This is a genomic window from Thermodesulfobacteriota bacterium (genome assembly GCA_035325995.1).
In the GTDB taxonomy this organism is placed as follows: Bacteria; Desulfobacterota_D; UBA1144; order Nemesobacterales; family UBA2774; genus JADLGH01.
Window position 1 is genome coordinate 1 of the sequence record DAOKYU010000009.1, and the last position, 13,114, is coordinate 13,114.

General features: G+C 55.7%; 16 protein-coding genes and 1 other RNA gene. 11 read left to right on the top strand and 6 right to left on the bottom strand.

Going from position 1 to position 13,114, the window contains the following annotated elements; all coding sequences use genetic code 11:
- Positions 1-151: 151 nt before the first annotated feature.
- On the top strand, positions 152-571 hold the full coding sequence (locus PKC29_11765; GenBank protein ID HML96092.1) for a hypothetical protein: 420 nt from the start codon (positions 152-154) through the stop codon (positions 569-571).
- Between the two features lie 209 nt (positions 572-780).
- Complete coding sequence (locus PKC29_11770; GenBank protein ID HML96093.1) at positions 781-1,980, top strand: RNA polymerase sigma factor RpoD/SigA; 1,200 nt, start codon at positions 781-783, stop codon at positions 1,978-1,980.
- 414 nt (positions 1,981-2,394) lie between these two features.
- Here PKC29_11770 and PKC29_11775 read toward each other — a convergent pair whose 3' ends face one another.
- Complete coding sequence (locus tag PKC29_11775; protein ID HML96094.1) at positions 2,395-2,727, bottom strand: LysM peptidoglycan-binding domain-containing protein; 333 nt, start codon at positions 2,725-2,727, stop codon at positions 2,395-2,397.
- 102 nt (positions 2,728-2,829) lie between these two features.
- Between PKC29_11775 and dtd the strand changes: the two genes are divergently transcribed.
- On the top strand, positions 2,830-3,279 hold the full coding sequence (dtd, locus tag PKC29_11780) for a D-aminoacyl-tRNA deacylase (protein ID HML96095.1): 450 nt from the start codon (positions 2,830-2,832) through the stop codon (positions 3,277-3,279).
- Positions 3,280-3,430: 151 nt separating this feature from the next.
- Complete coding sequence (locus PKC29_11785; GenBank protein HML96096.1) at positions 3,431-3,904, top strand: VOC family protein; 474 nt, start codon at positions 3,431-3,433, stop codon at positions 3,902-3,904.
- 145 nt (positions 3,905-4,049) lie between these two features.
- Here the strand turns inward: PKC29_11785 and PKC29_11790 are convergent, their stop codons facing one another.
- Positions 4,050-4,340, bottom strand: coding sequence for a hypothetical protein (locus PKC29_11790; GenBank protein ID HML96097.1), 291 nt, complete (start codon positions 4,338-4,340; stop codon positions 4,050-4,052).
- A gap of 176 nt (positions 4,341-4,516) precedes the next feature.
- Here PKC29_11790 and PKC29_11795 point away from each other — a divergent pair, with 176 nt between their 5' ends.
- From PKC29_11795 to ssrA, 3 genes are all read left to right on the top strand, one after another.
- Positions 4,517-4,705, top strand: a complete 189-nt coding sequence (locus PKC29_11795) for a hypothetical protein (protein HML96098.1) — start codon at positions 4,517-4,519, stop codon at positions 4,703-4,705.
- A gap of 198 nt (positions 4,706-4,903) precedes the next feature.
- A complete protein-coding gene (smpB, locus tag PKC29_11800; GenBank protein ID HML96099.1) occupies positions 4,904-5,353 on the top strand; it encodes an SsrA-binding protein SmpB in 450 nt (149 codons plus the stop codon).
- Between the two features lie 138 nt (positions 5,354-5,491).
- Positions 5,492-5,844: a transfer-messenger RNA gene (gene ssrA / locus PKC29_11805) on the top strand.
- A gap of 419 nt (positions 5,845-6,263) precedes the next feature.
- Here ssrA and PKC29_11810 read toward each other — a convergent pair.
- From PKC29_11810 to PKC29_11825, 4 genes are read right to left on the bottom strand one after another with little or no spacing between them, the layout of a single operon-like run.
- Positions 6,264-6,686: a hypothetical protein gene (locus PKC29_11810; protein ID HML96100.1), complete on the bottom strand. Its 423-nt coding sequence runs from the start codon at positions 6,684-6,686 to the stop codon at positions 6,264-6,266.
- Entirely contained in the window at positions 6,683-8,269 is a 1,587-nt protein-coding gene (locus tag PKC29_11815; GenBank protein HML96101.1) for a recombinase family protein, read from the bottom strand. Before PKC29_11815 ends, PKC29_11810 begins: the two co-directional genes overlap by 4 nt.
- Positions 8,262-8,786 (bottom strand): DUF2924 domain-containing protein, encoded by a 525-nt coding sequence (locus tag PKC29_11820; protein HML96102.1) that lies wholly within the window; start codon positions 8,784-8,786, stop codon positions 8,262-8,264. The genes PKC29_11815 and PKC29_11820 overlap by 8 nt, the downstream gene beginning before the upstream one ends.
- A gap of 34 nt (positions 8,787-8,820) precedes the next feature.
- Positions 8,821-9,063 (bottom strand): hypothetical protein, encoded by a 243-nt coding sequence (locus PKC29_11825; GenBank protein HML96103.1) that lies wholly within the window; start codon positions 9,061-9,063, stop codon positions 8,821-8,823.
- A gap of 294 nt (positions 9,064-9,357) precedes the next feature.
- On the opposite strand from PKC29_11825, the gene PKC29_11830 reads away from it, so the two are divergent.
- The 4 genes from PKC29_11830 to PKC29_11845 all read left to right on the top strand — a co-directional run bounded on the left by PKC29_11830 (position 9,358) and on the right by PKC29_11845 (position 13,005).
- Positions 9,358-9,591, top strand: coding sequence for a MarR family transcriptional regulator (locus PKC29_11830; protein HML96104.1), 234 nt, complete (start codon positions 9,358-9,360; stop codon positions 9,589-9,591).
- Between the two features lie 33 nt (positions 9,592-9,624).
- Positions 9,625-10,413, top strand: coding sequence for a hypothetical protein (locus PKC29_11835; protein ID HML96105.1), 789 nt, complete (start codon positions 9,625-9,627; stop codon positions 10,411-10,413).
- Complete coding sequence (locus PKC29_11840; protein ID HML96106.1) at positions 10,403-12,505, top strand: 7-cyano-7-deazaguanine synthase; 2,103 nt, start codon at positions 10,403-10,405, stop codon at positions 12,503-12,505. The genes PKC29_11835 and PKC29_11840 overlap by 11 nt, the downstream gene beginning before the upstream one ends.
- Before the next feature lie 173 nt (positions 12,506-12,678).
- A complete protein-coding gene (locus tag PKC29_11845) occupies positions 12,679-13,005 on the top strand; it encodes a hypothetical protein (GenBank protein HML96107.1) in 327 nt (108 codons plus the stop codon).
- The last annotated feature ends 109 nt before the right edge of the window (positions 13,006-13,114 follow it).

The following is a 13,114-nucleotide window of genomic DNA, read 5'->3' on the forward strand; positions in this document are numbered from 1 at the left end:
TCTTACCAAGGAGAACTCTCTTTTACAATGGACTAGTTTTTAGGGGGAAGGTCAACGGCACCAAAAATCTTCGCAAATGCGTACATTCTCTCTTGACAACCCTTCTTAAGTTGTTATATTACTATTAAATCGCAAACAGGAGGTCATGCAAATGGCAACCAAAGCAAAACCATATGACGTAAAGGACTTCACGGAGCCGGTTAAGGAATTGTCCAAGCTCGTAAAAGAGACTTACCTTAACACTATAGATTTCTCCCACTCGATTTCCGAGGAGAACAAGAAGATGTTCCAGAAGCAGCTCGACTACGCGCTCGACGCAGAGAAGGAATACGTCAGCACGGTGAAAGACCTCTTCGACAAGTTCCCGAAGGAAGAAATCCCCTTCGTAAAGATGGACGCGAGGGCGTTCGACGATGGCTGGATAAAGGCGCTCGAATACAGCAAGAACGTAATCGATTCGCTCAAAACAATGTCGGACAATATGACCGACGGCAGCCACGACATGGCGAAGAAGAACATCGTGAAGGCATTCTCGATTTTCGACGAAGCCCTGGACTCGTTAAAAATATAAGTTCTGAATATCAGACATACGCGGGGCGGCCGGACGGCTACCCCGCTTACAATTGCCCGGTTTTCAGTCCTTGATCCATTCTCTATAAACTCGAATTCCATTCACATGCCGGGATTTACAGGTACCCTCATATTCTATAGGGATATTGAAGGAGCCCGAAGCCTTGACCCACGCGAGGCCACAGGCTTCCGGCAGCATAAAGGGGATTCATGAAGAAGTCAAAGGAATATCCTAAGCTCGCCCCTGATATAAGGGCGCTCGAGACGCGCGAGTCCGGGGTCGACTACGATGCGGTCGCCCCGTTCGAGGACGAAGACGACAACCTGCAGTTCGACGACGATACCGGGACCGAATTCGATCCCGGTGCACCGCGCAGGAAACGGAAGAAAAAGCCCGGGGCTTCGAAGCTCGAAGAGCACCTCCGCCTTCTTCACGTCTACTTCCGCGACCTCGAGCACGAAACGTCACTCCTCTCTCCGAAAGAAGAGCTCCGCATCGCGGCCAACATCCGTAAATGCGAGAACAAGGCCGAGGCCATAAGGGCCGTCCTCACGGAGCTCGCCGAGGGGAAGCTGCCGAAGAAGCCCCAAAAAGAGTATCCCTTTTACGACGGCGGCGACATGCTCGACTACGTACAGAGGATGAACACCCTCTCCAACGCCTACATGAAACGCTCGAACGAGCTCAAGAACCGCTTTATAAAATCCAATTTAAAACTCGTAATCAGTATAGCCAAGAACTACATGGGAAGGGGGCTCCCGCTCGCCGACCTCATACAGGAAGGCAACCTCGGCCTCATGCGCGCCGTCGAAAAATTCGACTATACACTGGGATATAAATTCTCGACCTACGCGAGCTGGTGGATACAGCAGGCCGTCTTCCGCGCCCCGTTCGAAAAAACGAAGACAATTCGCATCCCCGTTTATCTCTACGAATGGGCCGGGAAGGTCAAGGCCGTAACCGCGCTCCTGACGAAGGAGCTCGACAGGGAGCCCACCTGCGAGGAAATAGCCAAGGAGCTCGAAATAGCGCCCTCCGTAGTAAAGCGCATAATACAGACGGCGTCCGACGTGATGAACAACGTGCAGTCCCTGGACGCACCCATTTCCAACGACGACCAGCGCACCTACATCGAATTCGTCGAGGATTCGAAAATACCGCCCCCCGACACCGCCATACTCAAGCGCTCTGTCCAGAATAGGATAGAGGACGTCCTCTCGACGCTCAGCCCCAAGGAAGAGGAAATCATAAGGATGCGCTTCGGCATAGGTATCGAAACCACCTACACTCTGAACGAGATCGGCGACAAGTTCGGCGTAACCAGGGAGCGCATAAGACAGATCGAAAAATCAGCTCTCGACAAGATAGCGTCCTCCTACCTCGGCGATTATCTCAGGGATTTAGTCTAGAATCCGACGTCGCGGCCGTGAGCCGCGACAACAACTTATCCGTCATTCTGAACATGATTCAGAATCTTGCCTTTTTCTTTTTTGTAATTCCCAGGAATTCCGAGCGAGCGAGGAATCACCCCTCCAGTCTGTCATTCCTGCAACGATTTCGAGCGAGTGAGGAATCGGACGCCCTTGGCCGACTGTTATGAAGCATGTTTAGTACAGCTCGAAAGTAACCCAAACCCAAATAGCAGGAACCCATTCAGTTTCCCGCCAGCAATCCATCAAGATCTTGTCATTTCGAGCTTGTGCGAGAAATCTATCTTTGCTTTAATCCCCCTTAGAAAAAGGGGGACAATTCCGAACGCGTGAGGAATAGGGGGATTTAATCTTTATAATGTGTCATTTCTGGCAAAGCGAAGCAATTCAAACTCATTCCGGCACTGTCCCGTCAAGCAAATACGTCCCCCACTCGGCAACGTAGGCGTCGAGGTCGAAGGGCGGCGTCCAGTCCTGGTCCACCGTTATGTACAGGACCTGACCCGGGTAAATCCTGTTCGGATTCCGAATCGTCCCCGCGTTATCCCGGTATATCCTCACCCACTGCCTCGGGTCCCTGTAGTAATACCCCGCCAGCAGGTGAAGCTCCTCTGCACGCTTAACGGTGTGGGCGATAACCCTCTTCGGCGGCTCCGGCGGAAATTCGATGGAATGAGCGGAAGATGCCACGAATCCAAGTGTGATTAGTATAGGCGTAATAGACATAAGACCCCGCATAATACACCCCCGTTGATTTCAAACCCCAATATCCATATTATAATGCATCCGTGTCCGACGGAATACCGAAACACGGACGATAACGAAACCATGCGCGCGATAATCCAACGAGTAAAAGAAGCGAAGGTCGATGTCGCCGGCGAAACCGTCGGTAAAATAGGGGAGGGTATGCTCGTCCTCCTCGGGGCTGGCAAGGATGATACGTCCGCCGACGCCGATTACCTCGTCGACAAAATCCTGGCGCTCCGCATATTCGAGGACGCTGACGGCAAGATGAACCTCTCCGTCACGAATACGCCCGGCTCGCTCCTCGTCGTCTCCCAGTTCACCCTCTACGGCGACTGCCGGAAGGGCAGGCGGCCATCCTTCGACAAGGCCGCCCCGCCCGAAGTCGCCGAGGCCCTTTACGAAGAATTCGTGTCGAAGCTCCGCGCCCGCGGGGCACACGTCGAAACCGGCCGCTTCCGCGCCATTATGGACGTCCATCTCGTGAACCGGGGGCCGGTAACACTGATGCTGGACAGTAAGAAGGAATTTTAGGACCAGGATAAACTGATTCCCCTAGTACAAAAATATTTTGGAAATATTACTCGCACGGGCTATCTTGGTTAATTATTCGGGCCTTCTCTATGTCAGCCCTGAATCTATATCAAGTATTAGATTGGATAGACACTCATGAAGGAGAGTAACGATGAAGAAAAACACTATCTGCCTATGGTACAACCATGACGCGGAAGAAGCGGCGCACTTTTACGCCCGAACCTTTCCCGACAGCAAGGTCGGCGCAGTACACCGGGCGCCGTCCGACTTTCCGGGCGGTAAAGAGGGCGATGCCCTGGTTGTCCATTTCACGGTGTGCGGCGTGCCGTGCATCGGCCTCAACGGCGGGGACGCGTTCAAGCACAGCGAGGCGTTCTCTTTTCAGATCGCTACCGAAGACCAGGCGGAAACCGACCGTTACTGGAACGCCATTGTCGACAATGGAGGCACGGAAAGCGCATGCGGCTGGTGCAAGGATAAATGGGGCCTGTCGTGGCAGATCACGCCGCGCGTCCTGACAGAGGCACTGGCCAGGGGCGGCGATGTGGCGAAGCGCGCGTTCGAAGCGATGATGGATATGCGGAAGATAGACGTCGCCAGGATCGAGGCGGCGGTGCGCGGGTAAGAATCGCATCCTCAAGCCGGCGCCTTTTTGTCATTCATCAAACCCGGATTTTCTCTTCATCCGGGCCCGGCCCTGAAAAGAAAGCCAAAGACAGATTACTCGGAATTGCCTCGAAATAGCGGATTATTCACCCCCACCCCTCACCTTACTTCCCGAACGCCTTGTCGTACGATTTCATACATCCTTTTATATAACTGTCGACTACGCCTTCGTCGGTGGAAAATCCCATTTCCTTGAAATGCTCTTCCCATAGTCTGTGGAATAATTCTCTGCATTCTACCTTCGCCTCGTCCGGCTTGTATTCGGTGTAATCAAGCGCTATTGATTTACCGCCTTGCTCCCCGATGATCTCCGCCCTGAGCTCGCTGCCGCTATCCGCGTAGGAAGGGTAGGCCAGGAAAGATAATGCTCCTAGAGTCATAAAAATTACCTTCATATATTTTCCTCTCCGTTATTGGTATCCACATTATAATGCGCCACCAGCCCACCAAACGCCGTTCACTCATCAAGTCAGATTCCGCATATTTAAAGATTTCTGTATGTACAAAGATTATTGAGAAGAATTTACATTTATGATAGCATAGGACAGTATCGGTAAAAAGGAGGAGCAAGATGGAAATTAAAAAATGGAAATCGATATTGTTTGTCGGGCTTATCGTTTTTGGTTTCCCGGGTTCGATTTTGCCGAATAAAGTTCATGCGGATGATGGGGAATACGTGTCGGGTTGCTGCCAGTTCTTTATGGAAAAAAGCCGGGGTGTTTATATCCATCCTCGCCCGATCCATGCGCCAATAACATGAACGGGAAGTTCCTCGAGGGTGAGAAATGTGACATCGATACGGGCTACTGCTCGGGATATACGGCAGACGAGCCAGCCTCATCCGAGTGAACGTAGTCTATGCGTCTTATTTCTGACCCTTTGCCCAAACCTTTTTCAAGAGGGAAAGGTATCTGCGGGAGTCGGTTGATTTCCCTCTGCGGGGCATTATATTACCCCCATGGAAAAGGTGGTCTGCACTCATCCGAGGGCAAGGCGCGATTACGACATCGAGGAAAACTACGAGGCCGGCATCGAGCTCAAGGGCTCCGAGGTGAAATCGCTGCGCGTGAACCAGGCGAGCATAAAGGAGAGCTTCGCCATGATCAGGGACGGCGAGGTGTTCCTCATTAACAGCTACATCGCTCCCTACGAGCAGGCGAACCTCTTCAACCACGAGCCCCGCCGCGACCGGAAGCTCCTCCTCAACAAACGCGAGATTAACCGTCTCATGGGCAAAACCCTCATCCGCGGCTACACCCTCATCCCGCTCAAGGTCTACTTCAAAAAGGGCAAGGCCAAGGTGGACCTCGCCCTCGGCAAGGGCAAGAAGGTCCACGACCGCCGCGACGACATCAAGAAACGCGAGGCCGACAGGGAGATGGAAAAGGCCCTGAAGCGCCGCTACTGATTGTAGCGTCCTTCCTCCGTGTAGTGTATCCTTATAATCCCTCCGGGCGTCGCCCGGGGTTGAAATCGGCGTAACCGTAATTATTTTATTTAAAGCGGGTTACGCTGCATTACTCAGGTTTGTACTGTTCTTTGACATGGGGGCGACATGGCTTCGACGGGGAATGGGATAGTTTGTGCTGCATGCCGAGCTTCTACTAACTCGTAAAACTGGTGGAGCACACACAAGTGCCGAAAATGACTTTGCACTCGCTGCCTAACTGAGCGGCGACGGCTCCTTAATGCGCGCTCGCGGGATTAAGAGGGCCGACGACTAGCGAGCTGGTCCGATGGCGACGCACTGGACACCTGAGGACGAGACAAAATTCGGTGCTGGCGGTGAAAACCCTGTCTATCGGTAACTTCACTGCGAGACTAAACGATAGACTAAGCATGTAGAGGCCTTTCGAGTCTCTTTCTCGGACCCGGGTTCGATTCCCGGCGCCTCCACCATTTAGAAAAGACAAACCCGTCTCTCTGGGGTCATTCTCCGGGGTGACGGGTTTTCTTTTTCCCCTTGCTTCTAAAGGGTTTGCGCCCGTTTCACATCTTTCCAAAGCACCTCTCCGCACCATCGATTCTCCCCATCTTCCAGCCTCTCTTTCTCTGTTTGGCCCCTGATTCTCTGTTTTCTCCGGACCAAGTCCGAAGCTCGTCCGGAAAGCTACATCCTTGATTGATATGGGTTTGTGGCTGGTTGCCATTTTTGGCGGTTGTCTTAGGTCATCGCTCGACGCCGCAACCGGACGTTTTTTTCGAACTCGCCTGCATCGGCCGTGAAAAGAAGCGCGGTCAACTCCGGTTTCCAGACCCCCAAAGTAGAAAAGCCGACGCTGATGGTCGGCTCTCTGGGGTGGTCTCGGGTCCGGTCGTCAGTCGGTGGCGAAGCCGAACTGGCGGCGCTGCTCGGCCCAGTCCTCGGGAAAGGTCTGGGTCAGCTTGGCCAGCGAGAGTCCGTTGGGTTCCTCGCCGTTGATCAGGGCTTCGACGATGTCAGGGGCCAGAGTCGTCAGCTTGAGGATGCGGGCCACATACGAGCCATCGACGTCGAGGGTACGGGCAAGCTCGCTGATGGACTTGATCTGCCCGGATTCGAGGATGTCGGCCCAGGAAAAGGCCCGTCCCAGCGCTTGGAGGATGGCGGACTGCACCGGTTCCTGCGCTCCGATGATTTCTCCATCCAGGGCCTGGGGAGCGATGACCGTCTTGCGGCCACGCATGCGCCGGATCAGCATCGGGATGTGGATCTGCAGGTTGCCGTTGTCGGCAACGGTAATGGTCGGCTTCATTTTCATCGGCTTGCCCTCCGTTCGGTGACTTCGCATGCCAGACCAGCCAGCTCGGCGATGAGCGTTGTCAGCCCGTTGGTTCGCAGCTCCATGTCGATTCCGGTCTCGCGGATCTCGACCTTATCCACCAGGAGGCGGATGAGCCGATTTCGCTCCACTGGGAAAAGGTCTTCCCAGAAGCCCTCGACATTCTGGAAGGCCTCCGACACATCCTGTTCCGTGATGCTGTTCCCCTGGTAGGCTCTGCAGCGCTCGCTCACATGGGTCAGTTGTTTCGAGAGCTCGACCGCCTGGCGGTTAACCGTCGTCAGCATCTCGGTCTTGCCCGGCTGATCGCTGCCGGGTTTCATCAGTTCGAGTGCTTGCTCCCGCGCCTGCGACAGTTCCATCTCGAGTTGGGCTTTCTGCTTGAACAGCCGCTCCCGCTCCGCCTGCTCGATGTCCCGGGCCGCGAAGTAAGTTTTGGCCACCAGCGTCGGTGTGCGGAACACCGCGCTCAACTGCTCGATCACCGCCTGCTCGATGTCCCCGGCGGGAATTCGTTTGAGGGGGCATCGGCTCACGGTCCGCTTGCTGTCCTTCTGGCAGATGTAATAGGTGTAGTGGCGGCCGTTCTTGCGGGCGTAGGTCGGTCCCATCGAGCAGCCGCAGTGGCCGCAGCGGATGACGCCCTTCAGCGGGGCGACCATTTTGGTCCTGGCCATGGAAACCTTGACCGGTTTGTTGTCCTCCAGGATGGCCTGCACCTTGTCCCAGGTTGCCCGGTCGATGATCCCTTCGTGCTCGCCGGGGTAACTGCGATCCTTGTGGGCGATCTCGCCGATATAGATTCGATTGTTGAGCAGCCGGTAGATGTGGGCGGTGTTCCATTCGGAGCCCTCGCGCACCTTTCCTTTCTTGGTGGTCCAGGCCTTGGTGCGGTATCCCTGTTCGTTCAATTCCTGGCCCAGCTTCTTGGCCGAGCCGATCTGGATGAACCGGCGGAAGATGTACTGCACCGTCCTGGCTTCATCCGGGTTGACCAGCAGCTTCTTGTTGTCCCTGTCGACGTCGTATCCGAGGATGGGTACGCCGCCGCAGTATTTCCCCCGGCGCTTGGCGGCCGCCACCTTGTCCCGGATACGTTCGGCGATGACCTCCCGCTCGTACTGGGCGAAGGTGATCAGGATGCCGAGAAACATCCGGCCGGTGGGATCAGTGGTGCTGAAGTGCTGGGTGACCGAGACGAAGCTGACACCCTTCTCGTTGAAGAGGTCGATCATCTTCATGAAGTCCAGCAGCGAGCGGGACAGCCGGTCGACCTTGTAGACGACGATCACATCGATCTTCCCGGCGTCGATGTCCGCCAGCAGGCGGCGCAGCCCCGGACGCTCCATGTTCCCGCCCGAGAAACCACCATCGTCATAGCGATCCGGCAGAGCCGTCCAGCCCCGCATCCTCTGAGCTTCGATATAGTGTTCCGCCGATTCCCGTTGCGCATCCAGCGAGTTGAACTCCTGCTCGAGCCCTTCCTCATGACTCTTGCGGGTGTAAATGGCGCAGCGCAGGGTCTTGTTTTTGCCCGGCGCGACATTGCTGTTATCAAGCATCCGAACCTCCCTCGGCTTTTCTGCCGTAAACCTTCTTCAGTCCGAAAAAGACTTTCCCGTTCCAGCGCGTCCCGGTGATCTCTCTGGCCACCGCGCTGAGCGACCGGAAGGTGCGGCCTTCGAACTCGTAGCCATCGGCAAGGACGATCACCTCATAGCGCCGGTCGTTCCATACCCGCACCAGTCTGGTCCCGGGCAGGATCGCCTCGTTTGATTTCCGCTCTTCAGGGATGCGTCGATTGACAGTGGCGACCGGGTCCTCCTTGGCGGCCTGCTGGAGATGGACCTTGGCCTGCTCGGACAGCCCACCGTAGAAAAGCTCCTGGATGCGATAGGCCAGCCGCTTGATGAGGAATTGCTTTTTGTACTGGGGCGGCTCTTCGCCGTAGAGGTCGAGCCATTTTTCCCGGAGCTGCTCCAGGGACATGGATTGCAGCAGGGCCATCTGCCGAAGGACCGAGTTTCGGGTTCGGTCCTGATTCTTGCCGCCCGTGGCGGCATTCTGTAACTCATTCATTTTCAACTCCTTATTTTGGTTTCCGGACGAGTTGTCATGAATGAATGCTCTGTTCCGGCAATGAATCAAGTCCTTCTCCGAGCACAGGGGAAGAATCTTCGAAAACCTCTAACTCATTGCTTACACATGCTTTTTTTGCCTTTCGGCGCAGGATCGCAGTGGCCAGAATGGAAACGGCTGACTGGAGCCTCGCCTCACCCGATAGGCGGCCGGGTTTGCCGCTTTCGCCAAGGTCATCCGTCCCCGGCACATCATTCATTTCCTGTACATCCAACATCGAACACCTCCGGTGGGACCGGGGGACTGGATGGTGTGGATGCCAGAAAACGGTGGCGGTCGGGATGCGCGTTCGATGGCACCCACAACCGCCTCAGCTCCGCCTCTGGTCGGTTATCTGGTTGTGCCCGGCTTTAACCGGACTTGCGTTCGTTACCTACCGGAGGGACATGCAAGATGACGGAATCAGATGAAAAGTCCTGTTTTTGATTGACCTGATATTCATCAGGTCGTATATTTCTTGGTCATAAATTGGGCTTAATCCGCTCAGTGGCCATGACACGGAGCAATCGCCATGGGAAAGAAAAAGCTATCGGAAATAACCGACCCGCAGGCCAGGACGCTGAGGGTCATTTGCCAAATCATCGATGAAAAGGGGTTGCCGCCAACGGTGAAAGAATTGTCGGAAGTCCTCGGTATCAGCCACGCGAGCGCCCACGAGCAGATCGCTCAACTGGTTCGGAAAGGCTATCTGAAGAAAGAAGCTCGTAAGGCCCGGAGCATCGTCGTCATCAGGAGGCCCGAATAACGATGCCGGGTCGCGACAAATAAGGAGATCGACATGGGGCACGTCAGACTTGGGAGCCTTCCAAGATCGAGGGCATGGAAAGAGGTGGTCGGCCTGATCACGGCCGGTGCCGATGTGTCCCAAATCGCAAACGCCACAATACGGGCTGCTGACAAGGCCTTCTCATTTGTGCTCAACGATGAGGGGTTTACCGAGGCGGTATGGTTGATGACCCAGCTTGCCATTGCTGCCAAGAAGGACAACTTCAACGATCACCTGCAGTCGGTCGGCATCAATCTGCCGCAGGACACCTCATTGCCCGACGTTGCCGCCGCTGTTGCAGAGGCAATGGATCGGAAACTGGAGTCCAACGGTAGCCGCTCTGACTTGGGTGAGATGTCGCAGCGGGCCTTGGTTGGAGCATTGGTCGAACACATCTCTCCCAAGCTGCCCTCCTTGTTTACGCCAGACGCCAGTGACGTTCAGGCAGCATTGGCGTCGCTCGGGAAAAAACGGGAGTTCGGCGAGTTGTCCCGCACGTTCTTCGCCAAGCTGACCAACGAGAGCATGAATTATTTCCTGTCAAAAACGCTGGCGACCCATCTGGGCGAAGGCCAGCGCTTTGCCACCATGAATGAAATGGGACAATTCGAGAAAGCCCTGACCACGCACTGCAAAGAAGCATCCCTGATCGTCGAACAGTTTTCGGCGGATTGGTTTTCCAAGCACAAATACGAAGAAGGCGGTGACATCTCCCGGGAGTCGTCCAACGGCTTCGCCTCCTATGCGCTGAAGAAAATGAAGGACGAATTGAAAGAAGGAGCGCGAGCCGATGCAAGATAAGCGTTACATCATCTGCGGAAACGCACCGACCAGCGGAATCGAGGAGAACCCGAATCGGGATTTGCGCCTGCGCTTGTGGGGCAAAGATGGGCCGGACAAGATCACCCTACGCATTGAGGACATCCACAAAAAGATGAGCAAGGACGTGCCGGATTCCTTCCAGGATCTGCTCGAAATTGCCACCTACGTCTACAGCGCCGACCAGGCCATTCCCCGTGGGGCCGATGACGTTGATTCCTTTGGTCATGGTTGGCGGAGAAACCTGCATTTCATCATTCCGGTCCGGAACCCGGATTTCTGGAATGGTGAGGAGATTCAGCAGGCCCTGTGCTCGACGCTTGGGTTCCTGTCTGATGACAGCTATCACTTCGAATTCACCAAGCTGACAGAGGCTCAGGCATTCCAGGGCTACCTGGACTTCAACGATGACGGGCGTCTTCTCGGTTATCCGGAGCAGGTGGTGATGTTTTCAGGCGGGCTGGATTCGCTGGCCGGAGCTATCGACGAGGTGTTGAACGAAAAGCACCGGGTCGTTCTGGTGACTCACAAGTCAACCCCGAAGCTCAACAAGCGCCACCGCCGCCTGGAAAAGATGATCGCCGACAAGGCCGGGGAAAACGCTCCGCTCCACATCGGCGTTCGCGTCAACAAGAACAAGGGGCTGAACTACGAGTACACTCAGCGGAGCCGCTCCTTTCTATACGTGTCCATCGGCGCGACCATCGCAAAAATGATCAACCTGAAGAGCGTCCGTTTCTACGAGAACGGCGTCATCAGTCTGAATCTGCCGGTCTGCGCCCAGGTCGTCGGCGGCCGAGCAACGCGCACCACCCATCCCAGGGTAATCCGAGGGTTTCAGGAAATCATCAGCCTGGTAGCTGGCGAACCTTTCACCATTGAAAATCCCTACATCTGGAAAACCAAGGCTGACGTCGTCGGGGTCATCACCAAAGCCGGATGCCAGGAGATGATCGCGGCATCGACCACCTGCACGCACACCTGGGAGATGACCAATCACCATACCCACTGCGGCACCTGCTCGCAGTGCATCGACCGGCGCTTTGCCGTGATCGCTGCCAAGGCCGATCAGTATGACCCTGTCGATGCCTACAAGGCCGACATCTTCACCCAAAGCCGAAGCAAGGACGAGGACAAGATCATGGCGGCCGCATACCTGGAACGTGCCAACCAGGTCCGTGATCAGGATGACATCACCCAGTTTATCGCTCGATTCAGCGAGGTGAGTCGGGTCTTCCGCTACCTGAATGGGAACCCCGGAAGCGTGGCCCAGAAGGTCTATGACCTTTACAAGCGCCACGCCAAGGAGGTCTGCGAAGCGATGGACACCATGGTCGCCCGCAACATCACCGCCATCCGCCAGCGCACATTGCCGGGAGACTGCTTGCTTCGGACGGTCTATGAATCGGGATCGGTGATCTCAGTCCCAGCCATTCCGGTCGAGCTGAAGCAACCGGACAACTACTTCAGAAAGCGCGGGGGTGTCTGGGCCGCACGCTTTAACGGTAACGCCGAGGTGCTCGTGACGGGTGTCGACAAAGGAGCCGAGTACATCAACTTCCTCCTGGCAAGGCCCAACAAGGAAACCTCGGTCTACGAGATCGTCTGCGGGTTTGCCATCGATAGCTGCAACGCGGTCCTGAACTCCAATGAGACCGACGAAGGTTTTCAGGTCACCCAGGGGGTTCCGTTGGGTGATACCGGTTTCGTTGCCGACCGCAAGGCCGTCGAGCAATACCGGGAGACGGCTCACGACCTTCTACGAGAGATTGAAGAAGCCCGGGCAGAAAACAACGATGCCGAGATTCAGCGACTGGAAGACGAAATGACCCAGATCACCGCCGCAATCAACGAGGCGGTTGGTCTGGGTGGCAAACTCCGGAAATCCCACGACAAGCGGAAGAACATCCGCGACGCCTTTCGTAACGCCGTGAACCGGGCCATCAAGTATCTGGAGAAGTATGACAAGCCGCTGGCCGCCCACCTGAAGGAATCCATCAAGTGCGGCAACGAGCCTGTCTACCGGACCGAAGAGGAGATCGTTTGGGAGGTCCGCCCGATAGTCAACGAGTGACCCGGGACCACCCAGGAAGAAAAAACTAAAAAAAATTTCCGCTACGCCAAATGTAGCCATTGCGACGCCGGATGTAGCGCCTTCCCCAATGAAGGCGCGATCCGGCGTTTTTTATTGGTCAGCACAGGGTTGGCCACCGGGCGTGCCAGAACTTCCGAACAAGGAGACTGGCAGTGGCACAAATCAACAAAGCACACCTCACCCCACCGAAGCGGCGACTCATCGAGCTGATGCAGGACATCAACTTCGGCCGCATCACCAACATTCCGGTCCGCGACGGCGAGCCGGAACTCACCCCTGACACGGTCATCGAGCGCGAGATCAAGCTGGGCGGACAGAGCGGTCCCCGGCCCGAGCGCGACCAGGATGACTTCATCCTCAAGCAAGAGGTCGTGGCGCTGCTGGAGCACCTCGCGCAGATGGGCAGCGGAAAAGTCTGCCTGCTCGAGATCAAGCACGGTCTCCCGTTCCTGATGCGCATCGAGGAACGGGCAGCCTGAACACGTAACGACCTGAACCCTTAGACACTGGACAACAAGCTGGACGCATGGCGGAGGCTGTTGTGGGTGTCGCCGAGCCGAATACGGCAATTGGCGGCGTACCTGCGAC

Excerpts from the sequence above, each read along its gene's own strand:
- PKC29_11770 (HML96093.1), top strand. The coding sequence starts at position 781 with ATGAAGAAGTCAAAGGAATATCCTAAGCTCGCCCCTGATATAAGGGCG.
- PKC29_11775 (HML96094.1), bottom strand. The coding sequence starts at position 2,727 with ATGTCTATTACGCCTATACTAATCACACTTGGATTCGTGGCATCTTCC.
- PKC29_11825 (HML96103.1), bottom strand. The coding sequence starts at position 9,063 with ATGTTGGATGTACAGGAAATGAATGATGTGCCGGGGACGGATGACCTT.
- PKC29_11810 (HML96100.1), bottom strand. The coding sequence starts at position 6,686 with ATGAAAATGAAGCCGACCATTACCGTTGCCGACAACGGCAACCTGCAG.
- PKC29_11815 (HML96101.1), bottom strand. The coding sequence starts at position 8,269 with ATGCTTGATAACAGCAATGTCGCGCCGGGCAAAAACAAGACCCTGCGC.
- PKC29_11840 (HML96106.1), top strand. The coding sequence starts at position 10,403 with ATGCAAGATAAGCGTTACATCATCTGCGGAAACGCACCGACCAGCGGA.
- smpB (HML96099.1), top strand. The coding sequence starts at position 4,904 with ATGGAAAAGGTGGTCTGCACTCATCCGAGGGCAAGGCGCGATTACGAC.
- dtd (HML96095.1), top strand. The coding sequence starts at position 2,830 with ATGCGCGCGATAATCCAACGAGTAAAAGAAGCGAAGGTCGATGTCGCC.
- PKC29_11835 (HML96105.1), top strand. The coding sequence starts at position 9,625 with ATGGGGCACGTCAGACTTGGGAGCCTTCCAAGATCGAGGGCATGGAAA.
- PKC29_11820 (HML96102.1), bottom strand. The coding sequence starts at position 8,786 with ATGAATGAGTTACAGAATGCCGCCACGGGCGGCAAGAATCAGGACCGA.
- PKC29_11830 (HML96104.1), top strand. The coding sequence starts at position 9,358 with ATGGGAAAGAAAAAGCTATCGGAAATAACCGACCCGCAGGCCAGGACG.
- PKC29_11790 (HML96097.1), bottom strand. The coding sequence starts at position 4,340 with ATGAAGGTAATTTTTATGACTCTAGGAGCATTATCTTTCCTGGCCTAC.
- PKC29_11765 (HML96092.1), top strand. The coding sequence starts at position 152 with ATGGCAACCAAAGCAAAACCATATGACGTAAAGGACTTCACGGAGCCG.
- PKC29_11785 (HML96096.1), top strand. The coding sequence starts at position 3,431 with ATGAAGAAAAACACTATCTGCCTATGGTACAACCATGACGCGGAAGAA.
- PKC29_11795 (HML96098.1), top strand. The coding sequence starts at position 4,517 with ATGGAAATTAAAAAATGGAAATCGATATTGTTTGTCGGGCTTATCGTT.